This window comes from Chloracidobacterium sp., from assembly GCA_015075585.1.
Classification (GTDB): Bacteria; Acidobacteriota; Blastocatellia; order Pyrinomonadales; family Pyrinomonadaceae; genus OLB17.
Genome location: JABTUB010000002.1, coordinates 383,871 through 407,628 on the forward strand (window position 1 = coordinate 383,871; position 23,758 = coordinate 407,628).

A 23,758-nucleotide genomic window follows, 5' to 3' on the forward strand; every position below is an offset into this window, starting at 1 on the left:
GGTTAGTGTGCGGCCGTTCGTTTCTCGGCAGCCTCCTGCCTTTTTGCGAGCATGACATCAATAAGAAGGATGCCTGCACCGACGCAGATCGCGACATCGGCAACATTGAAGGTCGGATAATGCCAGGCTCCGAACTTCACGTCAATAAAGTCGATAACGTAACCAAGCCTGATCCTGTCGGTCACGTTTCCCGCAATGCCGGCAAGCAGCAGGGCAAGGCCGCCAAGGATGCGGTCGTCCGTACGCGGCGTCCGCCACAGGAAATAGATGACCAGCGTTGCCGCAATAAATGCCACCAGCGAAAGGCCCCAGCGTCCTGTGTCGCCGTGTTCGTCAAGCATTGAGAACGCGATGCCGGTATTCTGTGCGTACGAGAGGCTGAGAAATCCCTCGATCAAACTGCGGTCGCCCGCATGGCGGAGGTTAGCCGCCGCCCATGCCTTTGTTGTCTGGTCGATAAGAAATACGCCGCCCGCGATCACGAGATAGGCGAACTTCCAAGCTAGGTCGATCTTCTTCACGCGTTATTCAGTATAAGGGAATATGGCCTTTGGTGCCTTGTATCGGCGATGCCAATCTGCGTAACAGACGTCCGTGCAGCCGATGTCATAGCGGACGACGCGCCATTTACCCGCGGTCTTTTTCAGCAGCGCAAAGAAATTATTGTCGAACATATCTGCGTCCTTTGCTTCTTGATAAGGCGTGCGGCGATAATCCGGCTGTCCGCCGCCCGGCGCCTGCGGCGTGCCGCCCAGAAACGCCCAGTTACCGGACACATTAAAATTGTCGGCGACGAAAACGATCTTCTGCTTCAACTCCTTTTCGACAGGAATACGAAGAGCATCGAGGATCGCCTGCCGCTCCGCCGTGCCTTTCTGTGGTGTATAGACAGTTTGTGCCAATGATGCGGCAACGGCGAAAATGATGACCGCGGCCGCGTTAACAACACTTCTTAACTTCATATTGTCCTCCTAAGACGCCGCTCCGAAACCGATCTGATCGAGTGCCTCGACACAGCGTTCGCAAACTGTGGGATAGCTGCTGAATTCACCGACATGCACCGAGTAGTTCCAACAGCGCTCGCACTTGTTACCCGCAGCCTTCTGTATCTCGACCGCCGAGCCGTCGCCTTCGCCGATCTCGACCTGCGAGACAATAAAGATGTACCGCAGGTCATCAAGGCGGTCAAGCAATATCTGCCGCTGGTCATCATTGGGGCGGATCACAACCTTCGCCTCAAGCGATGAGCCGATCTGCTTTGCATTGCGAGCCTCCTCGAGTGCTTTCAAAACATCATCACGAATGGCAAAGACGCGCTCCCACACGGCAAGCAAATCTTCATCCGCAGCCTCGCCGAATGACGGGAATTCCGCGAAGTGCACGGACGCGGCACGCTCGCCCGGCAGGTTCTCCCACGCTTCATCTGCCGTAAATGCAAGCATCGGAGCAAGCAGAAGGCAAAGCGACCCCGCGATCTCGTAAACTGCAGACTGCGCCGAGCGCCGAGCTTTGCTTTTTGGTGCGAAAATATAGAGCCTATCCTTGATTATGTCGAAATAGCGTGCCGACAGCGTTACGGTACAGAAGCTGTAAAGCGCTCCGTAAGCCGCCTGAAAATCGTAGGCCTCATAGCCGGCGATGACTTTTCGCTTGACGGCATCCAACTCGGCCAGAGCCCATCGATCGACCTCTTCCATCGCCGAACGCTCAACTGCATCGGCCGCCGGATCAAACCCGTCAAGATTGCCGAGTGCGTAACGCAGCGTGTTCCTGATCTTGCGGTATGCATCGACGATGCGGTCGAGTATCTCGTCAGAACAGCGCATATCCTGCGTATAATCGACCGCCGCAGCCCACAGACGCAGTATCTCAGCACCGCTCTTTCCGACGACCTCATTGGGCGACATCGAATTGCCGGCCGATTTGTGCATCTGCTTGCCTTCACCGTCAACGACCCAACCGTGGGTGATGATCTGATCGTACGGCGAACGGCGGTGCGCCGCGATACCGCAGCTCAATGATGAATTGAACCAGCCGCGATATTGATCGCCGCCTTCGAGATATACATCTGCAGGAAAGTGCAGCGTGTCGCCCCGAGTCTCGAGTACCGCAACACAGCTCGAACCCGAATCGAACCAGACATCCAGAATGTCCGTCTCCTTTCTCAGATCCGCGCTGTTGCAGTTCCGGCAGCGGAAGCCCTCGGGCAGCAACTCGCTTTCGGGGCGAGCATACCATGCATCTGCCGTCTCTTTGGCAAAGATGTCGGCAACATGATCGACGATCTGCGGATCGGCTACCGCTTCGCCGCATGCCTGACAATAAAAAACAGGTATCGGCACGCCCCACGAACGCTGTCTCGAAACGCACCAATCCGGACGGCCCTTGAACATATTGCTCATGCGGCCTTTACCCCACGACGGATGCCATTTCACGCGCTCGATCTCTGCCAAAGCGTTCTCGCGAAGGCTGGGCCCTTCGATCGACGCGTCCATCGAGACGAACCACTGCGGAGTCGCCCGAAAGATCACCGGCTGCTTGCATCGCCAACAGTGCGGGTAGCGGTGCTCGTAAGTTTCGACACTCAGCAGGGCTCCGGTCTCGCGCAGGAATTGGACGATGTTCTTGTTTGCATCAAATACATTCTGTCCGCCGAAATGCACGACGTCGGGTGTCAGGTTGCCCGCCGCATCGACCGGTGCGTAGATGTCGAGGCCATACTTTTTCGCAATGGCAAAGTCATCGCCGCCATGCCCCGGCGCCGTATGAACACAACCCGTTCCCGCGGGGCCGGTTCCTTTGCCTTCGGCACGAACGTCGAGTTCTACCTCAGCATCCGCTTCGCCAAGCGTTACGTGTTCGCCGTTCATTATCAGCGACCGACGGTCGAGCCACGCATGGCGGCATTCCAGCCGATCGAGCACGGAACCCTTGAATCGAGCAAGCTCCGTCACTGCGCCGAGGCCGCACGCCTCTACGAAAGAGCCGACAAGCTCAGATGCGACGATATACACCTCACCATTCGATTCTACGGCAGAATAATCGAAGTCCGGATGAACCGTGATGCCCATATTCGCGGGCAGAGTCCAGGGCGTTGTCGTCCAGATGACGACGAAAACATTCTTTCCGACCAATGCCGGATCGATCTTGGACGGTTCGCTTCTGAGCGGAAATTTGACATAAACGCTTGGCGATGCGTGCTGTTTGTACTGCACCTCGGCCTCGGCAAGCGCCGTCTGATCGTGTATGCACCAATAAACGGGGCGAAGGCCCTTATAAACGAAACCGCGCTCAAGAAAGCGGCCGAACAAACGAGCTGTCGATGCCTCGTATTCCGCCGACATTGTAAGGTAAGGGTTGCCCCAATCGCCCAAAATGCCGAGCCGTTTAAAGTCGCGCGTCTGGTTATTCATCGCCGTTGACGCATGCTCGCGGCAAATGCGTCGAAACGTCGCGACGGGTACGTCAGCCTTTGTCTTGCCCTTTTCGGCAAGTTTCTTCTCGACATAGGTCTCGATAGGCAGCCCGTGGCAGTCGTAGCCCGGAACGTAAGGCGCATCATAACCCATCATCGAACGCGATTTGACGACAAAGTCCTTCAATATCTTGTTAAGTGCTGTCCCGATATGAATGTCCGCGTTCGCGTACGGCGGCCCGTCGTGCAAAATGAATTTCTGACGCCCCGCTCGTGCCTCGGCTATCGAGTTATAAAGGTCAAGATCCTGCCATTTCTTAAGTCTGGCAGGCTCCATTTGGCCGAGATTCGCCTTTTGTGAAAAGGCGGTCTTCGGTAAGTTAACGGTCTTCTTAAGGTCTAATTGTTCACTCATCTATAAAATCAAAATCCCAAGCTATCGGTTTAGCTTGGGATCGCCTGCAGCACAGTAACAGCTGTCGCTCAACGCTCGGTGAGCACGCATCCCGCGATATTGCTAATAATGGGCGATGGCCTCCGCATAAAACATTTATTGTAACATACATCTTCTCAAGAGCAGGCAAGAGTGGCGAAGGCATTTCCGAGTTGGTGCACGCTTATTCTTCTTCGAGCGTGCAGAGCAGTGGAAACTCGTTTGCACGGGCAAGATTAAGAGCTTTTTCGCATTTTGCCTTTGCGATCTCGTAAGGATAAACGCCTGCGATGCCGATCCCTTCGCGATGGACCTTGAGCATGATGGTTACCGCGTCGGCATCGGAGCGACGGAACACGTGTTTCAGTATGAAGACGACGAAATCCATCGTCGTGTAATCATCATTATGCAGCAAGACCTTGAACAGCTTGGGCTTTTTAAGTTTGGTGCGTTTCTCGGCCAACACCTCGCCGTCTATATCAGGCAGATCGACCACGGTAATATTTAATCACAATACTGCGGCGCTTCCACATCTTTCAGGCAAGGCCCGAAACCTGAACCGGCTATGTCTCGACCGTTGCTTTTCGCTCCAGCTTGCCCCAGCCCACGACAGCACCGCGGATCGCCGTCCAAACAGCCTTCACCATCACCCAATACATCACTTGGCGATAGCCGAAACGCTGGATCAAGAGCCATACAAGCAGGCTTTTCTGCTCCTTCTTTTCCATCAGGAACGCAATGAGTGCGCCGACCCAATCGACCGCAAGAAAAAGGGCATAGTAGAACAACACCTGATTCAGGTTGGTAGGCGTGTGGTCGTATTCGCGCTGATGTTCGAAATAGCTCATCGCCGCTCCGATAAGCGTCCAGATGAACATCAGATCCATGAACGGAGAGATGAGCGGGAAGAATACCTGAAAGATCCAAACATTCGGCATCGCGACCAGCCCGAGTGAACCGTAGCGTGGGTTCAGCAATGCCGTCCGATGCTTCCACATACACTGCAGCGTTCCATACGACCAGCGGAAACGCTGCTTTGCAAGGTTTCGCAGCGAATCCGGAGCCTCGGTCAGGCCGACGGCACTCTCTTCATAACCGATGACGTAACCGAGCCGCCGCACTTGTATCGTCAGATCCTGATCTTCAGCAAGCGTATCAGATGAGAAGCCGCCAGTTTCTTCGAGAATGCTTCGCCGCCAAGCGCCGACCGACCCCGGAACGACAGTTATCGAATTAAGCAAAGAAAACGCGCGCCGGTCGAAATTTTGCGAGGTAACGTATTCGAGCGCCTGCCATTTTGTAACAATATTGATCCTGTTGCCGACCTTTGCATTCCCCGCAAGGGCGCCCAGCCGCTCATCCGCAAAGCGGTGCGCCATTGCACCAATGGTCGTCGGCGTAAATAGCGTATCCGCATCCAAGGCGATGATGACCTCGCCTTTTGCCCGACGCCAGCCGAAATTGAGCGCCGCCGCTTTGCCGCCGTTCTCTTTTTTATAGAGTGCTACAAGCGGAGCGTCCTTAAAATTATCAGCCGCGACATCGAACGTACGATCGGTCGAACCGTCATCAACTACGATCACCTCGAACTTCGGATAGTCGGATGCGATCAGTGCCTCGATCGTGCGAATGATGACCTTCTCTTCATTAAATGCGGGGACGATGACCGAGACGAACGGCTGATACGCCTCGCCGAAGTGATCTCGCTCACGTTTTCGCGAACGCAGGTACTGAATAAAAGCAAACGTGCCGATGAACAGCATTCTGCCGATGCCCAGGACGATGCCGATCAAGAAAAGCCAGCTGATAAGCCACAGCCCGAGCGAGACCGCGTAAAACACGTATTCGTTCGCCTTCGTGGTAAGTGTTTGATCTTTGGGAACCTCCGGCATTGCCTGCTCGGGCGACATATTCGCAAGTTCCGGAACAGTAGTGAATTGGTAGCCGCGTGCACGAAGTTCATCAATTATCCGCGGCAGTATCGCGACAGTTGCCGATCGGTCGCCTCCGCTGTCGTGCATCAGAACAATGTTTCCGCGTTCTTCAGGTGTTTTTATCGCGACCTGCTTCAACAGTTCATCGACCATCTGATCCGGCGTATGCGGAGTGCCGTCATCGTTCACCAATTTCCAATCATCAGGGTCAAGGTGCAGGCCGACCGAAACATAGCCGAGCCGCTGCGCTTCAACTGTCGGGTTAACCTCATCCGGTGTTCTCGGTTCGGCGTCGCCAAAGTACGGTGCTCGGAATAATCTGGTCGAATGGCCGGTCAGGCTCTCGATCAGCCGCTGAGTGGCATTGAGCTCGATATCGGTGATCTGCATCGGCACTTCCGCCATATTCGGATGGGTGAATGAATGATTTCCGATCGTATGCCCTTCGGCATATATCCGCTTAACTAGGTCGGGATTCGCCTGACCGTTGACGCCCAAGATGAAGAAGGTCGCCTTGACGTTCTTTTCCTTCAAAATGTCCAAGATCTTGGGTGTCCACACGGGATCGGGGCCGTCATCGAATGTAAGTGCGATCTGCCCCGGCTTATCACCGGCACGCTGAATGACGTAGGACGAAGGGATCTGCTTGTACTTCTCATCCGTTACCATGCCGTCCGCAAGCGTCAGTTCACGCAAGCCTTCGCTTGGCTGCGAGATCACCTGAAGTATCTCGCCCGTTCCCCGAAAGTCCACGTCATAACCGTACTCGATGGTTCGCAGATCATTGACCGTACCCGTCGCCGCGCTGCCGAAGACATCCCACAGCGAAGGGTCTTCACTGCCCAAACGCCAAAGAGCGAAGCCTGCTACCTTGTAGGGCTCTGCACTTTTTATTTGGTTGTATGCCGTCGCAGCATCGAGGAACCAAACGCTGTGATCCTTTCCGTCATCCTCGGTGTATGTAAAATACGGATTCTTTGATTCACTGTCGAACTTGATCTGCGACGGCGAATCGAGCGATTCTTTTGCGGCAAGCAGAGCTTCTTGGAACGAGATGGTCTCGGCCTCGCTCTTATCATCTGCCCAGTTGTAACCGTAGTTACCGAAACAAACGATGGTCTTTGCGGGCGAAAGCTCGGCCATTCGCTTCTTCAAGATCGAATCATACCAATCTTGGCCTGCTACCGGCCCGGCGTCGCCCGTTGACCAGTGCTGATCGTATGCCATCAGCATCAGGTAGTCCGTAACGCCAGCGTATGCTTTGTAATTCCATTCGGGATCGTTGAACGGAACTGCTTGGGCAAGGATCAGCCCTCGCTGTGAAAAAATGTCGTGAAGCTCGCGCATGAAGAGGAACAGGTCCTTCTGCGATGCGGGCGGCACTTCTTCGATATCGATCGTGATACCGCCGAAATTATATTTCTCAATGGCTGCGAGAATCGCCCGGATCAATTTTTGGCGGCCCGGCTCGTCGCCGATCGAATTGATGAGGATGCCTGAATTCCATTTCTCGTTCTTATAGTTCTGCAGTAGCGGAAGCACAGGCATCTCAGGCTTGTTTCCCTGCAGAAAATCGAGAGCCGCCTCATCCACATCAAAAACAAGCGGCGAATCCGCATTGCCCGAAAGGCGTATCCACTCCGGCACCAGCCAATCAAGCGAGCGGTAATTCTGCCGCAGCGAGGCGAGGCTGGAATCATCCCAATTAACATAGAAGCCGATCGAGAGCGGCTTGCCGTCATTAACGGCTTTTGTTCCATTGTCGGAGTGTGCCGCGCGAAGCATCTCGGCATTTATCTTTCGATCGATGCGCTGTTCGTCGCGGCTCCGCTTTTCCGCCTTTGCCCTGCCGCCGGTTCGTTTAATTGCCGCCTCGGTCTCTGTCAGCGGCAGTTCCGGTGCCGGCAGATTAAGATCATTCTGCTGCGGGAGCGCGGCGGCCGGGTGCAGCCGAAAAGCCGGAAGGAACGGATTTGCAAGGATACTAACAATAAAAAAGCCGGCGACCACGGTTACAACCAACGCCAGCGAAACACTAAAGATCGAGACAAACTTGCCGCGCCGGCCTCTTGAATCCGCAAAAACTGTCTTCGAAGGCGCCTCGCCGCCACGCTTATCGCTCATTGCTCCAATCTGCCTTTATGCATACGCAGTTCGTATGACATTGTTCAAAGTAGATGCGCCATTCCACTGAACGGTTTACAGCCGCCAAAAAAGCAGTGGACTTTATTGCTCAGTATCTGTTAAATTCAGTTGCGCTGGCTACTTAGTATTCAATTGAATGAATTTGAGCTGACTGCCGCTGAAATGCACGGCAGATTGTACGTTTACTTGCGGCAAAAGAACAATGCCTGAACGACGCTCCGACAGCACATCCGCACTGCGAGAACCGCGAAATCAACGCCGCGCCTCCGCCGAGCGCATGGATATCGTTTTCAATCAGATCGGCAGACACCTTCGCGAGGGCCGCTCGGGCGAAGCGGAACGCCTGATAAATAATTCACTGCAAAGCTACCGGTTCTCTGACGACAGTCTTGCCCACCTCAAGCGCCTTTTGTCCTTCACGCTCGAAACGACAGGACGGTATAAAGAATCGCTTGATGCCGTAAGGCCATACGAGGACGAAGTAAATCTCGACAGCCTTGGTGCGGACGCGCGTGTTCGGGTTACGACCCAACTCGGCATCGCATACAGCAATGCCGGCGACCAACCGAAAGCAGTTACGATCCTCAAGGACAATAAGAAGCGGGCGCGGAACGAGCAGTTGAGCTCATCTTACGGCAGCATTGATATCGGCCTTGCCCGTGTTTACCGCAAGCTGGGGCAGTATCCGATCTGCCGCGATCATGCAATGAAAGCTCTCGAAAGCTACCGCGAGAACGGCGACTGGCTCGGCATGGCAGAGGCTTATCGCGAGATCGCCAACAGCTATCACCAAGAGGGCGACAGCGAATCGGCGGTCGCAAACTTTCAACTCGGCATCAAGATCATCGGTGAGAACAGCGCTCCGTTCATGCTCGGCAAACTCTACACCGATATGTCGGGTGCTTACTGGTTCCTGCGTAAACCGCTTGAGGGTATTGAGTGTCTTGAACGCTCGCTCGAATTCTTTGACGAGACGGAACACGCGCTGAATTCGCTGATCGCATACGGCAATCTGGGTATAAATCTGATACTGATCGGTGAGTGGCAGCGTGCCGAGAATATGCTTGAAAGAGCATTGGAGATCGGGCTTCGCGAAAATTATGTGCATGTGGCCGGACTTTATGATTCGCTCGGCGAGCTTGCCCTGCTGCGCGAGCGATTCGAGGATGCGGAGTCGTTCCTTGATTCGGCACTGGATGTCGCGGAGCGCTACAACCACAATTGGTACAGGCTGCAGGCAATGCGTAACCGTGCGCGCCTGTATCTTGTCACGGGCGAGCCTGAAGAAGCGACCGCTCTCGCGAACGAGACCATCGCACTTGCCGCCGAGGCGGGAGACAAACATTACAGCAACATGGCTGGCCTTGTCCTTGCCGAGAGCTATCTGGCGCTTGGCGACAATGATCTTTGCGAAGAGGCCATCGAAGCGATCGAGGCGAATGACGCGCGATCTGATTTCTTCGTTCTCGGCAGCATTCAGCGGATAAAGGGACTGATGGCTCTTTCGGATGGTGACAATGAGCTCGCCATCCATCATTTTAACCGTGCGTTGACCACGTTCGAGGCTGCTCAAGACCTATTTCACACCGGGCTTATCCGTTTCCTGCTGGGGGCTAATCTTGGCTCGACAAATCTTGTGCGTGCCCGCGATGAACTCGGAACTGCCGAGCGTATCTTCCGGAAGCTCGGCGTGTCCTCTCTGCTGGACAAGACTGACGAAGAGCTGCGGAAGCTCGATGAAAGACCGCAGCACAAGTCGGTTGCGCAGCGTTCAAATTCGGTGGTATCACAGCTGCTGACGGTTCGGCTCGCTGAGGCGACGGCATCGCGTGAACTGATCTTCCGTGAGCTGAGCGCCGTGCTCCAACAGGAAAGTAATGCGAAAAAGCTCGTGATCGCGGAACATTCTGAAGAAGGAGCGATGCAGGCATTCATAACGCACGGCTATTCGCCGCAGGAGAGTGCAGAACTTGTTTCACACCTCGTTCATGCACAAGAAAAGGGCACTGAGAAGGCGTTTCTGCGCACTCGCAACATCGCCGTATTTCCGCTGCGAGGCTCCGCCGCTCCGCCCGCCATGCTGATCGTTCACCCAAGTGCCGGCGCGACACTCTCGGACGGCACATCGTTCGGGCCGCTGCTTCGCGTTGTCGAGCTAGGCATGGATGTCGTCGCGCTCCGAGATCGCGATCGTGTTCAGCACAGCACGCCCGAGCTTTCGCCGTACACATCGAATACCTTAATGCCGGGCTTCATTCATTCGTCGCCGGCTATGACCTCGCTGGTCGAAGAGGTCTATAAGATCCGCTCATCGGATGTTACCGTGCTTGTTACAGGCGAATCGGGTACGGGTAAGGAGCTTGTCTCGCGGGCGATACATACGCTTTCGAACCGAAAGGATAAAGTGTTCGTGCCGTTCAACTGCACCGCGATACCGAAAGAACTTGCCGAAGGACACCTCTTCGGTTACAGAAAAGGCTCCTTTACCGGAGCGACCGCCGATTCGCCCGGCGTGATCCGCAGTGCCGACGGCGGCACGCTGTTCCTTGACGAGGTCGGCGACCTGCCGATAGACGTTCAGCCGAAATTGCTTCGCTTTTTGCAGGAGGGCGAGATACAACCGCTCGGCGAGAAGCATCCGATAAAGGTCGATGTCCGTATAATTGCCGCAACGAATATGCCGCTCGAAGATAAGGTTGCTGACGGTTCATTTCGCGAGGATCTGTATTACCGGCTTAATGTCATTCGCCTGCGCGTGCCGCCGCTGCGTGAACGGCGCAGCGAGATACCGCCGATCGTTACATACTACACGAATCATTACTCGGCACGATTTAATAAGCACGACGTTACTTTCGCACCGCAAACGCTCGATCTGCTCATGGTCTGCGATTGGGAAGGCAACGTACGCCAGCTCTGCAACGAAGTCCAGCGTATTATCGCACGTGCCGAAGACGGCGAGGTTATCACGCCCGATCATCTTTCGGCAGACCTAAAGCGTGCGACGAGGCCGCTGACGCCATTTGGTGAGCCGAGGGCGTCAAAGCCTATTACAACCTATGACGGCGGGATAATGCCCTTCGTAAATATCAATGAGGGCAGCACGCTTGAAGAAGCCGTATCAGAGCTTGAGATGCAGTTGATAAGGGCTTCGCTTGCCAAACAGAATTGGAACATCTCGCGCGTCGCAGCCGAGTTGGGATTGACGCGCCGCGGCCTCTATCTGAAGCTTGCGCGCTACGGTATTAAGAAAGCTGTTTGAGCTATCGAGCATTCATTCGGCTCCGCTCTTGAATACTCGCGCCTTGTGTGCCATATTCTATTGACAATTCCAAGTTGTCTTTTTGGAAATTTTCAACAATTCAAAGGAGAGATCATGGCAGGAAAGTTTGAGATCAAAACCGGGAAGAACGGCAAATTTCATTTTAATCTTAAGGCCAGCAACGGCCAGGTGATTTTGACCAGCGAAAAATACGAGAGCCGCGCCGCCGCAGTTAAGGGCATTGCCTCAGTAAAGAAGAATGCTGGTAATGATAAGCGTTTCGAGCGCAAGACCGCTAAGGACGGCTCGCCGTATTTTGTGCTCACAGCATCGAACGGTGAAGTGATCGGAAAGAGCGAGATGTACAAGGCCGCCCGCTCAATGGAGAACGGCATTGCTTCAGTTGGTAAGCATGCACCTGACGCAGCAGTGGCCGACGCCGAGTAATTTCGGTATTCTAGCTCGGTCTTAACAGATCGAAGCCCGTGCCGACATCCGAGTGATACCGATTTTGTATCAATTTGTATCGTGGTGTCGGCGCGGGCTTTGTTCATAATGATGACAATGAACCGCACAATCCTCGGGATCGAACGTATCGTCAGTGATAAGATCGGCCTCATCAGAGGCCGCCGCGTCGCCCTCGTCTGTAATCAGGCCTCAGTTCTGCCGGCCACTTTTCAACACGCGGCAGATGCCTTCTTTGAACATCCGGGAATTAACCTTACTACGCTTTTCGGGCCGCAGCACGGCATACGCGGCGACGTTCAATACAACATGATCGAGACGCCGCATGTCCGTGACAGCCGCACGGGTATAATGGTCTATTCACTTTACAGCGAGGTACGCGAACCGACCGAGGAGATGCTCGCCGATGTTGACGACATTGTCATCGATCTTCAGGATGTCGGCTGCCGCATATATACATTTGTTTATACGATGGCGAACTGTATGCGTGCCGCTAAGAAATTCGGCAAACGCGTCATCGTTTGCGACAGGCCGAACCCGATCAACGGGAACGATGTCGAGGGCAATATAACCGAAGATGCTTTCAGATCGTTCGTCGGGCAGTTCGCATTGCCGACACGCCACGGAATGACCGTCGGCGAACTCGCGAGGATGTTCAACTCGCATTTCGGTATCGGCTGCGAGCTTGAGGTCGTCGAGATCGAGAATTGGCGACGTGAAATGTGGGGCGACGAAACAGGCCTGCCGTGGGTTCTGCCTTCGCCGAACATCCCGAATGTCGATACGTGCGCGGTCTTCCCGGCAACGGTCCACATCGAGGGCACAGAACTGTCGGAAGGCCGCGGCACGACGCTGCCGTTTTTCCTGAACGGAGCTCCGTTCATCGACCCTTACGAATGGGCCGCTGAATTGCGCAAATTCGACTTTCCCGGCGTAGCTTTTCGCGAAGCATACTTTCGGCCGACGTTCTGTGAATTCGCGGGCGAGACCTGCGGCGGCGTGCAGATCCATGTGACGGACAGGAACATCTTCACGCCTGTTGCCGTGGGCATAGCGATGGTCAAAACAGCCTGCGACCTCTACCGCGACAAATTTCAATGGCGGCAGAACGCCTATGAATACGAGTTCGACAAGAACCCAATGGATGTCGTTTGCGGCACGGACAAGATCCGCAAGGCGATCGAGGCCGGCTGGCCGATGGATTCTATCACGCGCGATTGGCCGGCAGGCGTTGCCGCATTCAAGGCCGCGCGTGAAAGCTTTTTGCTTTATTGAGCGGATCTAAATGCCGATCGCACCAACCGCTATTTTATAGCCGCCGGATCGGTCAGAAGCCTGCCTACCGGGTATATGCCGATCCGCTGATCGAGGAAATAACGTGAACGCTCGTAGAAGAATTGCAGCCGTGCACGCAGATTCTTTGCGAACGCCTCGTCTTTCAGTTTCTCTTCGAATTCGGCCTTTATTTGCGGGTCGTCTGCGAGCATCTTCTGCGCGACCTTTTCGATCTGATAGCTCTCGCCATACTCTTTCATCTCAAATATCGCGTTGAAAAAGCCCCAATAAACGAATGAGTCAGGCCCCGCGGGTTCGAGTAAATGGATCGCCACATTCGCCGTATCCTGATCAAGCGGCACAACGGCAGAGCCGGCCGGAAAGGTGCGCGTTTCCTTTATCAAAATAGGCTTGCAGTTAAGCGTTACGCGGTTCTCAAAGGATGTCGGCGCCCATTTCGGCTCCGTAAGGCGATAGCTCTCAACCTCGATCGCCATCGGTTTTGCAAGGGTATGAAGCTTGATGCCGTGCCAACGCAGCCGATCGATCACCTCAGTATATTGCACGGGGATGATGTAGCCGCGCGGCGTCGGGACGCTCTCGGTAACCTTTCCTTCATCAAACTTCTTTATCGTGAAGGTCTTCGGCGTGGTACCGTAAACAAGCCTCTTTCCTCCTGAGATCGGTGAATCGTCGATCTTGTAGTCGAGGCCTTTGAATTCGATCTCAGTTGCCTTATCTGTCGTTCCAAGCCGAAGCGGATATTGCGTACCGGGCTTTGCCGCCCTTGCGACAACAGCATCGTCCGCGGCTTTGTTCACTGCAAAAAGACTCTCGCGGCTCGCACCGATCTCCTCGATAAAATAACGCAGCACATCGTAGGTACCGCGCACGCGCGAGCGATACGGCTTGTAAACGTGAGTTTCGATAAGCAATCCGGCACGGCTGCGAAGCGGAGTATAGCCTGTCGCAAAACGCGGTGTAGCGATGAACGTCGCGATGCCGCTCGTAACCTCACGTCCGGCGAACTCAATGTAATGCGTCATCACATTGCCTTCTTTCTCAGCGTTCGACACTACTTTGCCATCAAAGTGTTCGTTCATCCATGCGCTGATCCGCGGATCGGACTCTTGAAAATGCGCGTACTCAAAAGTTACGTTGTATTGGAAATCCGCTCCGTCCGTTACATGACAATCAACAAAGGCATCCGGCCGCCACTTGTTCCAGAGTCCGAGAAACGCACGCGTCTCCGGCGCGTCGGCCTTCATGTAATCACGGTTCAGATTCAGGTTCGTCGCATTCGCGCGAAAGCCCATCTCATCCGGCCCGTTCTGATTGATACGCATATACGGCGAGCGGTTCTCGTGGCCGTCAACGTTATAGATGACCTGAAAAAGAACGACCACATGATCGAGCAGCTTGGCTCGCGTGCCGATGATCCCGATATCCCTGAGCAAAGCGAAGCCCGCATCCTTACCGTCGATCTCACCCGAGTGGATGCCGGCTTGGATCAGCATAACGGCCTTGCCTTGCTTACGTGCCGCCTCCGGCGTAAAGGCACCGTTCGAAGCAGCTATCAAAAGCGGCATTTCGCGCCCTTGTCCGCTTCTGCCGTAGGCTTCGTAGCGGATAAGGCCGCGAGACGCCTTGGCTAGACGCTTTGCATATTCGATCGCTTCATCGAATGTCGAGGTTCGCGCATAATTCGTTTCTTCTGCCGTCGTGCGCCATTCGGCAGGTACATTGCCTTCCTCACTCTGGGCCGAAATGCCGGTCAGCACACCGCAGATCAGCAACGCCATCGTTATCTTTATCAATTTCATGCTCGGATTATATTAGCATTCTCAATGGAGCTCCTGACCTTCGAACATATCAAAATCGCAAATTTCGATGTTGCTGTGTAAAATAGCATCATTCGACGGCACTTTGGCAAACGCCTCGGCGCCGTGCAAATTTAGATATTCTCTTTAAATATTATGGCATTAACAGTTGTTGGTTCAGTGGCTTTTGACGCGTTGGAAACGCCATTCGGCAAACGCGAACGTATCTTGGGGGGCGCGGCAACGCACTTCGGCCTTTCGGCCAGCTTCTTTACAGAAGTAAACGCGGTCGGCGTGGTCGGCGGTGACTTCGGCGATGCCGAGTGGGACGTTTTTCGGCGGCACCGCATCAACACGGACGACATCGAGGTGATCGCGGACGGCAAAACGTTCTTTTGGCAAGGCCGCTACGACTACGATATGAATACAGCCCACACGCTCGACACGCAGCTGAATGTTTTTGAAACGTTCGATCCGAAGCTGAGCGTAAACTCAAGGGAAGCGGATTTTCTTTTCCTTGCCAATATCCTGCCGATGCTGCAGAAACAGGTTCGTGAACAGATGCCGAAGGCAAAATTCGTCGCAATGGATACGATGAACTTCTGGATCTCCTCAATGAAAGACGCCCTGCTCGAAACGATCAAGGTCGTCGATTGTATCGTGATCAATGATGCGGAAGCTCGCCAGCTTACGGACGAACCGAACATACACAAGGCCGCACGCCGGCTTATGGCCCTCGGGCTCAAAGCAGTAGTGATCAAACGCGGCGAATACGGTGCGACCCTCTTCACACCGGGCGGCTTCTTCGTCGCGCCGGCGTATCCGCTTGAAAGCGTATTTGACCCGACAGGTGCGGGCGACACGTTCGCGGGCGGTTTTATGGGTTATTTGGCGGCGACCGGCGATGTTACCGATGACGCGCTCAGGCGTGCCATGGTTTACGGCTCAGTGATGGCGTCATTCAATGTCGAAAAGTTCGGCACGGAGCGCGTCGATACGCTCGATCATTCTGAGATCAATGAACGATTCAAGGCATTCAAGACAATGACGCACTTTGACGATATCCCTTTTGAGAGGGGTGCATCCGCATAGGCCGCGTATTGCGTCCGCATATAATGAATAAACACGGCAACAACGCGCTTTTGCGGCTCGAAAAGCCGACGGTGAACTATCCGCTGCTCGCCGTGTTGGCGGTGCTGCTGCTTTCGGTCGCCGGAGGCATTGTATTTGCGGCCGGCAAAGGCGAATGGGTGTTCGCTATTCTCTTCGGCCTCATAGGAGCGTTGATATTGTTAGCGGTCTTGATCGAAAAAGCGTGGCGAAGACGGCGGGACGCGGTCGATGACCGGAAATTCATACGCTGGAATTCGGCATTGCCCGAGGTGCAGCAGCAGGACGTCAATGTCGAGGTTCACGAGCTTGCCCGCTTGCTTGGCGTCGAAGACGATGCTCTCAACGACCTACTCAGTGCCTATATCGTCGCGGAAGACCTCGCTCTGCGGCAGATACAACAGGAAGAGGATCTGCCGTTGATGCGGCACGTCGCCATCGGCGGATCCGCATTTGACGGCATAATGGTCGATCGCGATCTGATCACCTGCATCGAAGTGTCGTTCATCGTAACTCCTGACGTTCGTCAGGAGCGTATCGAAGCGATGATAAAGAAGGTCGTTACCGCACGGCACAACCTAGCGGAGCACAAGAGCCGGCTGCGGCTCAAGCTTATGTTGGTTTTGGTAACGCAGATCACAAAGGAAGAAGAAGATCTGCTTCGCGGCAAGCTTATGAGCGATCGTTTTGCCGAGACGCCGGTTGACATTGATATCAGAATGCTCGATTTTGAAATGCTGCAGCGGCTTTACGTAGGCGAATAGGGTACGCGGGCCGACAGCTTTTAGTGAGGAAGGTTATTATGCTTGAAAATAAGGTCGGAATGGTCTTTGGGGTCGCCAATAAGCGGTCGATCGCTTGGGCGTGTGCAAAGGCGTGCGGTGAACACGGTGCGAAGATGGCTTTTACATTCCAATCCGAGCGCCTAAAGGATTCTGTTGAGGAACTCGCGGGCACGCTCGACGGTTCGCTGGTCATTCCGTGCGATGTATCCGATCAGGAGCAGGTCGATGCTGCGTTCGATGCGGTGAAGACAAGATACGGCCGGCTCGATTTTCTTATTCACTCGATAGCGTTCGCCCCGAAAGAGGCACTCGAAGGCGAATTCATTGCAACGACACGCGATGCCTTCCGCACCGCGCTTGAGATCAGCGCATTTTCGCTTACACAAGTTGCTCTTGCCGCGCAGCCGCTGATGACCGAAGGCGGTTCGATCGTTACCATGACGTATTACGGAGCCGAAAAGGTCGTGTCGAACTACAACGTAATGGGCGTCGCAAAGGCCGCGCTCGAATCATCAACACGTTATCTTGCGGCCGATCTCGGCAAGAACAAGATCCGTGTGAACGCGATATCCGCAGGGCCGATCAATACGCTTTCCGCCCGCGGTGTCAGAGGCATGGGTTCACTGCTTGGCTACGTCGCCGAACGTTCGCCGCTTCAGCGCAACGTTACGGCCGATGAGGTCGGCAACACGGCTCTCTTCCTTGTAAGCGATCTTGCAAGCGGCATCACAGGCGAGACCATCTATGTGGATTGCGGCTATAATATCATGGGAATCTAAAGAATATGGGCAATTCAAGGTCATCACATCCGTCAAAACGAAGGGCAAAAACAGGCGTCGATCCGCGTACGGTCGCCGAAGCGAAAGAATTGGAAGCGGCTCCTGATTATTGGCGGCTGACAGATGATGAGATACTTCTTCGGTCGCCTCAGCCGGAGGACGATTATCGCACTTCTGATTCGTGGCGCGTATTTCGGATCCTCGGCGAATTTGTCGGCGGTTTTGACAATATGGCGACTGTTATGCGCGGCGTGTCGATCTTCGGCTCGGCCAGAACTCACGAGGACGACGCAGATTACAAAGCGGCATACGAAACGGCGTATCTTCTGGGAGCAGCGGGTTTCGAGATCATAACCGGCGGCGGCCCCGGCATTATGGAAGCCGCAAATCGCGGTGCGCATGATGCAGGTGCGGTCTCGATCGGCTGCAACATCGAACTTCCGATGGAGCAGACGCCCAACCCTTACCAGAACCGCTCTCAGACGTACAAATATTTCTTCGTCCGCAAGACGATGTTCATAAAATATTCCAATGCATACGTGATCTTTCCCGGCGGTTTCGGGACGATGGACGAACTATTTGAAGCTCTGACCCTGATACAGACACGCAAGATACGGAACTTTCCCGTCGTACTTTTCGGCTCGCAATATTGGAAGGGGCTGTTGGCGTGGCTCACCTCAACGATGCTGAATGCGAAGATGATCAACGCGGACGATCTGGGGCTTATACATCTTACCGATTCACCGCGCGATGCTGTGGATTTCATCATCAAGACCGCGTACGAAGGCCTTATGATAGAACAGCATGAAAAAACGCCCTAGCCCCGTGCTAACGCCTGAGTTGCCCATTGCAGATACGGCTCCGACACACGATCGGCATCAATGGCAATGATCTCAGGCACTTCGTAAGGATGTTCTGCGGACAGGAATTCGTGGATAGCGTCCCACTTCTCATTTACAGTTTTTATGAGCAGCAAATGCTCGCTTTCGCGGCACATTTCGCCCTTCCACATAAAGACAGACGTCATCTTCGGCAAGATCTGGACACACGCCGCGAGACGCGTCTCGACGAGCTTCGCCGCTAATGCATTCGCGTCGTTAATTTCCGGAACGGTTGTGAATATGATCAACATTCGATCCTGACCGATCTCGTCGGCCGCTAGTTGTTCTCCATTAGGGTCTCATATTCGCCGGACTCGACCCATTCGATAACCTCGGCGACGCGCCATATCGGCAGCGGATGCGTGAGGCCGGCATTGACGGCATTCGCCCAGAATTTATCGAGGCCCTTCTCGTCGCAGTCCTTTTGGAATTGCCGTCCTTGCTCCAAAAAGAGGTCGTAGTCGATCCGCGACGCAAATGTGCCGCCTGCAAGCTTCATCATCGTCCTGCCGACGGCGTGCGGATCCTGTGTTACAAGTACGGCCGCACGATCACACGAGAGCTCGGCTCGCCGCGCCCACGCCAGAAGGGCGCTGTTGATGCCCATCGCAACGATAAGCTTTATTATGTCGGCACCGGGCAGAAGGGCCGCGACAGAAGCGTTCGCCAGAAGCTCGATCAAGCGCGCCGCGGTCAGATAAAGAACGTGTTCGGAATGAACATGCCCGACCTCATGCGCTATCACGGCAAGCGTTTCATCCTCGCTGAGGCGTTCGAGCAGTGCAGAATGAAGCACGATGTACGGCCGCTCAACGCCGTAGGTGAAGGCATTCATTATGGGATTTTGCTGAATGAACATCTCCGGCATCTCGACGCCGAGTGTCGAACACGCGATGTCGAGTTTTGCATAAAGGTCAGGACAGTGGTGCTTTGTAACCTTTATCGAGCCTGCCATCAGCCCGACGCGTATCGCCGACTCGAATGTTACGGAGATAAGCTTTTTGAGTGCTGAATCGACGCCCGGTATCGCCTTCAGCGTAGCAAGGGTCCGCTTGTCATCGGGGTGAATGTAGTCATCCTTGCCGAGGCTGCGGAACTTCTTGTGCGGCTCATCGGACAGCGGCAGTTTGCAGCGCCCGCAGTTCGCGGCTCCGTTGACGTAGTTCGCCTTTACGGCGTTCTTTTGCCCGCAGTAGCGGCATGCAATGCTGTGCCTCTTTGCCGGCACGTTCGATCCTTCTTCTTTCTTTCGCGGCATAATTCCAATTGAATGATAACAGGTTTACGTCATTTAAGGCCTTGCACCTAAGGCGCTCTGCCCTTGAGGCTGAGCTGCACGACGGTTTCGATGTGATGGGTCTGCGGGAAAAGATCAAGAGCCTTGATACGCACGATCTCATAACCGCCGTCGCAAAGGATCACGAGGTCACGGGCCAGCATCGACGGCTCGCACGAAACATACGCGATCGTTCGTGGCCTCAGCCGAACGATCGCTTCGATAACACCTTTATCTGCGCCGGAACGCGGCGGATCGAGCAATATATGATCGGGACGCTCGGCATTCGCAGCCAGAAACGCAGCGACGCGGCCTGCCGCAATTTCAATATTCGTCAGATCGGCACTGTTCCGCTTGGCGAAATGCACGGCTTCTTCGTTCTCTTCAACGCCGATCACGCGATCGAATCTTTGAGCCAGCGGCACCGTGAAAAGTCCGACGCCGCAATAGAGATCGAATGCAAGCTTGCCTTCTGCATCGCCGATCGCGGCGGCGGTAAGCTCGTCAATAAGGAATTTGTTCGCTTGGAAGAAACCGGCGGCTGAGTAGCGGAAGTTTCCGGCGGCTGTCCGGTGGACGAGTTCGGCGGCCGGCTCTGCGAATTCTTGCGAATAAAGCGAGATCGTGCCGTCATCATCTTCGGCCGCATCGATCTCGAAATGATCATTCCACGCCTCGCTAAGCCCGCCGCGGAGTTCGGCGATCTTTGACTCAAGGCTCGGCACGAGTATCGGACACTCCGCAACATCGACGATGTCGTGCGAGCCGCGCTCGTAGTAGCCGATCTTGTTCGCAGGCCGATCCGCATGCCAGCGGGCACGCGAACGATATCCAAGATCGTTGCGAGATGCTGCAACTTCGACGTCGTCGGCGAGATCGATCTTCGCAATGTGCTTGAGCGCATCGCGTATGATCGCGGCCTTCGCGGCGAGTTGTGCCGAATGCGACATCTGTTGAAGGTCGCAGCCTCCGCATACACCAAAGTGCCGGCAACGCGGCTTTACGCGATCGGGCGAAGGCTCGATCACCTCGACGATCTCAGCGAACGCAACTCTTTTCTTCCGCCGAATAACCCGCACGCGAACGCGGTCGCCGACCGCCGCGAGTGCAACAAAGACCGTTACACCCTCGGCAAAGCCGATACCGTAGCCGTTCGCGACGATACGTTCGACCCGCAGATCGATCTCGCTGTTGTTATCGTGTTCTTTTTTCAATGAAATAAATGGCAGCCGATGCTTACTGCGTGCCGAAGTCGGCGTCCTCCAACATTCGGCGAAAACGCGCGAGGTCCTCCGCCTCGCGATACGAAATGACCATTATAACGGCAGATCGTTTATACAGCCGCACGTACATCCGCTTCTTTGCCGAGCGTGTCTCTATGTCGAGGAATGCGAACTGGCGGCCGCCGATCGCCTCTGCGTCCGTTTCACCGTATTTAAGATCGACCGGCACGCGCATGGTCCGGTAGGCATTTCGCACGGCATCAAGGTAATCGACCGCATCGCGGATCTGCGGCTGATCGGCGATATCTTCGGTCACGAAGCGTATCACCGCTGAGGTCTTGCTTTCGGGCGTCGAGCGAAATGCGGTAAAGAGTACCTTGGTACGCTCATTCTCACTGACACTCAGGTCGATTCCCTGCTTGCGAAGGGCCGCTTCAAAATCACGGCCCGCAAAATACCAGTCATTGGGCAGAGTGAATGCCAAGTGCAGTGCCGCATTCGAATAGGTCTTACCGTCGATCGAACCGCCGTTCTTTACGACCATATCCTCAACTTCGGGCGTCGGTGTCGGCTTTCGCTTCGTTCTTTGTTTGGATTGTGCTGCCGCAAAAGGTGCAAATGCCAAGATCGCGGCGGATATCAGTATGATGCTTCTCATAGGTAATAAAGGCCGAGCCGCGGGATGCCCGCCTCTTCGCGAAGCCTCTTTAACAGCATCAGTTCGAAGGTGTTCTTGTACGCCTCGCTTCCCATCTCGGCCTTGTATTGCCGTAATTCGTCCGCTGTAAGCTTCTCCAGATGCTTTAGATGCACCTTATCCCAATTTGAAAGCATCGAACGTTCAAGCAGCTGTTCGATATCGCTGAGCGTAGCGTCGGCGACAGATGCATCGTCAGTAAGATCGCGGCTGAGTTGTTCAAGCCGTGCGACAGCTCGTCCGATATCCTCCGCAAGCGGCACGGCAGCAACCTGCTGCAACTTCTCGATCGAGGCGGCGATATGCCTCCGCACCAGCTCGACATCGAATTCCTGCGTTTCTTCCGCAGCCTCGGCGCCGCCGATGCCGGTCTGCGAACGCAGCCATTCCGAGTGCTGTATCTCGACCTCCTCGCGGCAGTAGAAAAGACTCTTGATCGAGCGTGTGCCGGCGGGCTGCTTATCAAAAACATCAAAAACAGACTCGATCGCTCTTAAGACGATGTGCAGCGGGATGCCTCGTTCCTGCCATGCTTCGATCAACGCCCAATCGATAGGGCTGAGCAGCAGGTGTTTGCCCCGCCGCCGTATGAAGGCATCCTCGATCTCGGTGTAGTAGTTAAAGTAGTTCACTCTGCTTCCGTCTGCGTCCGGCACTAGATTTTAGCATTCGCATCTGAAACCCGCATCGGGCGGCATGCGTACTGTGCTGGGAAATCACTTCGTGATAGCATTAGGTAAATTATGAAAAGATCATGGGCCGAGCCTTATAAGATAAAGGTCGTTGAGCCACTTCGCATGACGACGCGCGAGTATCGCCGGACAGCACTCGAAGAGGCAGGTTACAACACTTTCCTGCTGCGTTCCGAAGATGTCTATATCGACCTTCTGACCGACAGCGGAACGAACGCCATGAGCGATCGGCAGTGGGCAGGAATGATGATCGGCGATGAGGCGTATGCCGGAAGCGCAAATTACTACCACCTTGAAGAGAAGGTGCGCGAATTCTACGGCTATAAATACCTTGTCCCGACACACCAAGGCCGCGGCGCTGAACACCTGATCTCGCAGATCCTCGTAAAGCCGGGCGACTATGTGCCGGGAAATATGTATTTTACGACAACGCGGCTTCATCAAGAGCTTGCCGGCGGCACGTTCGTCGATGTGATCGTTGACGAAGCACACGACCCGCACGACCTAAGCCCGTTCAAGGGCAACGTCGATCTCGAAAAGGTCCGCGAGCTTATCGAGAAGGTCGGCGCAGATCGAATACCGTACATCTCCGTCGCCGTTACGGTCAATATGGCCGGCGGGCAGCCCGTTTCGATGGCGAATCTCAAGGCCGTGCATGAACTCTGCAGCGAACACGGTATAAAGGTCGTGCTCGATGCGACACGCGCCGTCGAGAACGCTTGGTTCATCAAGATACGCGAAGAAGGCTTTGCCGACCGCTCGCTCGCCTCGATATTAAAGGAAATGTGCTCGTACACCGATGCGTGTACAATGAGTGCGAAGAAAGACCTTCTGGTAAACATCGGCGGCTTTCTGGCCGTTAACGACTTTGACGTCTTTGAAGAAGCACGCAACATGGTCGTGATCTACGAAGGGCTGCACACTTACGGCGGGCTTGCGGGACGCGATATGGAGGCTATGGCGATAGGCATCTCGGAGGCCGTGCATGAGGATCACATTCACGCACGCATCGGCCAAGTGGAGTATGTCGGCTACCGCCTGCTTGAGAACGGCATCCCGATCGTGCAGCCCATCGGCGGCCACGCTATCTTCTTGAACGCACGGTCATTCCTGCCGCATCTTGAACAGACACAGTTCCCCGCTCAGTCTCTCGCCGCCGCTCTTTATCTCGAATCCGGCATTCGCTCGATGGAACGCGGCATCGTCTCAGCCGGCCGCGACAAAGCCACCGGCGATCATCACTACCCCGAGCTCGAACTCGTGCGGCTCACCTTCCCGCGCCGTGTTTACACGCAGGCGCACTGCGACGTTACGGTAGAAGCCGTCGTCGAAGTCTTTAACAAACGCGACCAGGTGCCGCCGCTCGAAATGATCTACGAACCGAAATATCTGCGCTTCTTCCAAGCTCGCTTCAAACCCGTGAGCTGAGAGAGGATACAGCGAGCAAAAAAATGCCCGGGTGCTTTCACACGCGGGCCATGTTTATGATTTAACCTACGAAATACTTCTTGTTATAAGAAGCAGCGTATTCTCTTATCTACTAAACTTTGATAATCTTATCTTCACTGA

The 23,758-nt window shown here is 54.7% G+C and carries 19 protein-coding genes; 8 read left to right on the forward strand and 11 right to left on the reverse strand.

Going from position 1 to position 23,758, the window contains the following annotated elements; translation table 11 throughout:
- Positions 1-2: 2 nt before the first annotated feature.
- From lspA to HS105_10805, 5 genes are all read right to left on the reverse strand, one after another.
- Positions 3-521: a signal peptidase II gene (gene lspA, locus HS105_10785; GenBank protein ID MBE7517077.1), complete on the reverse strand. Its 519-nt coding sequence runs from the start codon at positions 519-521 to the stop codon at positions 3-5.
- 3 nt (positions 522-524) lie between these two features.
- The gene (locus HS105_10790; protein ID MBE7517078.1) at positions 525-962 is read right to left on the reverse strand and encodes a hypothetical protein; all 438 of its coding nucleotides are present in this window, start codon (positions 960-962) and stop codon (positions 525-527) included.
- Between the two features lie 9 nt (positions 963-971).
- Complete coding sequence (ileS, locus tag HS105_10795; GenBank protein ID MBE7517079.1) at positions 972-3,830, reverse strand: isoleucine--tRNA ligase; 2,859 nt, start codon at positions 3,828-3,830, stop codon at positions 972-974.
- Positions 3,831-4,032: 202 nt separating this feature from the next.
- Positions 4,033-4,344, reverse strand: a complete 312-nt coding sequence (locus HS105_10800) for an ATP-dependent Clp protease adaptor ClpS (GenBank protein MBE7517080.1) — start codon at positions 4,342-4,344, stop codon at positions 4,033-4,035.
- A gap of 67 nt (positions 4,345-4,411) precedes the next feature.
- On the reverse strand, positions 4,412-7,906 hold the full coding sequence (locus HS105_10805) for a glycosyltransferase (GenBank protein ID MBE7517081.1): 3,495 nt from the start codon (positions 7,904-7,906) through the stop codon (positions 4,412-4,414).
- A gap of 223 nt (positions 7,907-8,129) precedes the next feature.
- On the opposite strand from HS105_10805, the gene HS105_10810 reads away from it, so the two are divergent.
- From HS105_10810 to HS105_10820, 3 genes are all read left to right on the forward strand, one after another.
- Entirely contained in the window at positions 8,130-11,186 is a 3,057-nt protein-coding gene (locus HS105_10810; protein MBE7517082.1) for a sigma 54-interacting transcriptional regulator, read from the forward strand.
- Between the two features lie 114 nt (positions 11,187-11,300).
- Positions 11,301-11,633: a YegP family protein gene (locus tag HS105_10815; protein ID MBE7517083.1), complete on the forward strand. Its 333-nt coding sequence runs from the start codon at positions 11,301-11,303 to the stop codon at positions 11,631-11,633.
- Positions 11,634-11,750: 117 nt separating this feature from the next.
- The gene (locus HS105_10820) at positions 11,751-12,926 is read left to right on the forward strand and encodes a DUF1343 domain-containing protein (protein MBE7517084.1); all 1,176 of its coding nucleotides are present in this window, start codon (positions 11,751-11,753) and stop codon (positions 12,924-12,926) included.
- Between the two features lie 29 nt (positions 12,927-12,955).
- Here HS105_10820 and HS105_10825 read toward each other — a convergent pair whose 3' ends face one another.
- The gene (locus HS105_10825; GenBank protein MBE7517085.1) at positions 12,956-14,749 is read right to left on the reverse strand and encodes a M14 family metallopeptidase; all 1,794 of its coding nucleotides are present in this window, start codon (positions 14,747-14,749) and stop codon (positions 12,956-12,958) included.
- A 153-nt stretch (positions 14,750-14,902) separates the two neighbouring features.
- Between HS105_10825 and HS105_10830 the strand changes: the two genes are divergently transcribed.
- The 4 genes from HS105_10830 to HS105_10845 are packed head-to-tail and all read left to right on the forward strand — an operon-like array spanning position 14,903 to position 18,241.
- On the forward strand, positions 14,903-15,838 hold the full coding sequence (locus tag HS105_10830) for a bifunctional hydroxymethylpyrimidine kinase/phosphomethylpyrimidine kinase (GenBank protein ID MBE7517086.1): 936 nt from the start codon (positions 14,903-14,905) through the stop codon (positions 15,836-15,838).
- Positions 15,839-15,861: 23 nt separating this feature from the next.
- Entirely contained in the window at positions 15,862-16,620 is a 759-nt protein-coding gene (locus HS105_10835; GenBank protein MBE7517087.1) for a hypothetical protein, read from the forward strand.
- Between the two features lie 38 nt (positions 16,621-16,658).
- The gene (locus HS105_10840) at positions 16,659-17,420 is read left to right on the forward strand and encodes an enoyl-ACP reductase (protein MBE7517088.1); all 762 of its coding nucleotides are present in this window, start codon (positions 16,659-16,661) and stop codon (positions 17,418-17,420) included.
- A gap of 5 nt (positions 17,421-17,425) precedes the next feature.
- A complete protein-coding gene (locus tag HS105_10845; protein MBE7517089.1) occupies positions 17,426-18,241 on the forward strand; it encodes a TIGR00730 family Rossman fold protein in 816 nt (271 codons plus the stop codon).
- Here HS105_10845 and HS105_10850 read toward each other — a convergent pair.
- The 5 genes from HS105_10850 to HS105_10870 are packed head-to-tail and all read right to left on the reverse strand — an operon-like array spanning position 18,238 to position 22,129.
- On the reverse strand, positions 18,238-18,552 hold the full coding sequence (locus HS105_10850; GenBank protein MBE7517090.1) for a divalent-cation tolerance protein CutA: 315 nt from the start codon (positions 18,550-18,552) through the stop codon (positions 18,238-18,240). The two genes, HS105_10845 and HS105_10850, sit on opposite strands and share 4 nt — an antisense overlap.
- Before the next feature lie 26 nt (positions 18,553-18,578).
- Complete coding sequence (locus HS105_10855; protein ID MBE7517091.1) at positions 18,579-19,559, reverse strand: M48 family metallopeptidase; 981 nt, start codon at positions 19,557-19,559, stop codon at positions 18,579-18,581.
- Positions 19,560-19,606: 47 nt separating this feature from the next.
- The gene (locus HS105_10860; GenBank protein ID MBE7517092.1) at positions 19,607-20,791 is read right to left on the reverse strand and encodes a class I SAM-dependent RNA methyltransferase; all 1,185 of its coding nucleotides are present in this window, start codon (positions 20,789-20,791) and stop codon (positions 19,607-19,609) included.
- 22 nt (positions 20,792-20,813) lie between these two features.
- Positions 20,814-21,458, reverse strand: coding sequence for a hypothetical protein (locus HS105_10865; protein ID MBE7517093.1), 645 nt, complete (start codon positions 21,456-21,458; stop codon positions 20,814-20,816).
- On the reverse strand, positions 21,455-22,129 hold the full coding sequence (locus HS105_10870) for a hypothetical protein (GenBank protein MBE7517094.1): 675 nt from the start codon (positions 22,127-22,129) through the stop codon (positions 21,455-21,457). The genes HS105_10865 and HS105_10870 overlap by 4 nt, the downstream gene beginning before the upstream one ends.
- Before the next feature lie 111 nt (positions 22,130-22,240).
- Between HS105_10870 and HS105_10875 the strand changes: the two genes are divergently transcribed.
- Positions 22,241-23,617, forward strand: coding sequence for a tyrosine phenol-lyase (locus HS105_10875; GenBank protein MBE7517095.1), 1,377 nt, complete (start codon positions 22,241-22,243; stop codon positions 23,615-23,617).
- Positions 23,618-23,758 lie beyond the last annotated feature (141 nt).

What these genes read in the sequence shown, in the direction of transcription:
- HS105_10790 (MBE7517078.1), bottom strand. Translation starts at nt 962, where the DNA reads ATGAAGTTAAGAAGTGTTGTTAACGCGGCCGCGGTCATCATTTTCGCC.
- HS105_10855 (MBE7517091.1), bottom strand. Translation starts at nt 19,559, where the DNA reads ATGCCGCGAAAGAAAGAAGAAGGATCGAACGTGCCGGCAAAGAGGCAC.
- HS105_10850 (MBE7517090.1), bottom strand. Translation starts at nt 18,552, where the DNA reads ATGTTGATCATATTCACAACCGTTCCGGAAATTAACGACGCGAATGCA.
- HS105_10810 (MBE7517082.1), top strand. Translation starts at nt 8,130, where the DNA reads ATGCCTGAACGACGCTCCGACAGCACATCCGCACTGCGAGAACCGCGA.
- HS105_10875 (MBE7517095.1), top strand. Translation starts at nt 22,241, where the DNA reads ATGAAAAGATCATGGGCCGAGCCTTATAAGATAAAGGTCGTTGAGCCA.
- HS105_10865 (MBE7517093.1), bottom strand. Translation starts at nt 21,458, where the DNA reads ATGAGAAGCATCATACTGATATCCGCCGCGATCTTGGCATTTGCACCT.
- HS105_10820 (MBE7517084.1), top strand. Translation starts at nt 11,751, where the DNA reads ATGAACCGCACAATCCTCGGGATCGAACGTATCGTCAGTGATAAGATC.
- HS105_10840 (MBE7517088.1), top strand. Translation starts at nt 16,659, where the DNA reads ATGCTTGAAAATAAGGTCGGAATGGTCTTTGGGGTCGCCAATAAGCGG.
- HS105_10830 (MBE7517086.1), top strand. Translation starts at nt 14,903, where the DNA reads ATGGCATTAACAGTTGTTGGTTCAGTGGCTTTTGACGCGTTGGAAACG.
- HS105_10845 (MBE7517089.1), top strand. Translation starts at nt 17,426, where the DNA reads ATGGGCAATTCAAGGTCATCACATCCGTCAAAACGAAGGGCAAAAACA.
- HS105_10805 (MBE7517081.1), bottom strand. Translation starts at nt 7,906, where the DNA reads ATGAGCGATAAGCGTGGCGGCGAGGCGCCTTCGAAGACAGTTTTTGCG.
- HS105_10825 (MBE7517085.1), bottom strand. Translation starts at nt 14,749, where the DNA reads ATGAAATTGATAAAGATAACGATGGCGTTGCTGATCTGCGGTGTGCTG.
- HS105_10835 (MBE7517087.1), top strand. Translation starts at nt 15,862, where the DNA reads ATGAATAAACACGGCAACAACGCGCTTTTGCGGCTCGAAAAGCCGACG.
- ileS (MBE7517079.1), bottom strand. Translation starts at nt 3,830, where the DNA reads ATGAGTGAACAATTAGACCTTAAGAAGACCGTTAACTTACCGAAGACC.
- HS105_10815 (MBE7517083.1), top strand. Translation starts at nt 11,301, where the DNA reads ATGGCAGGAAAGTTTGAGATCAAAACCGGGAAGAACGGCAAATTTCAT.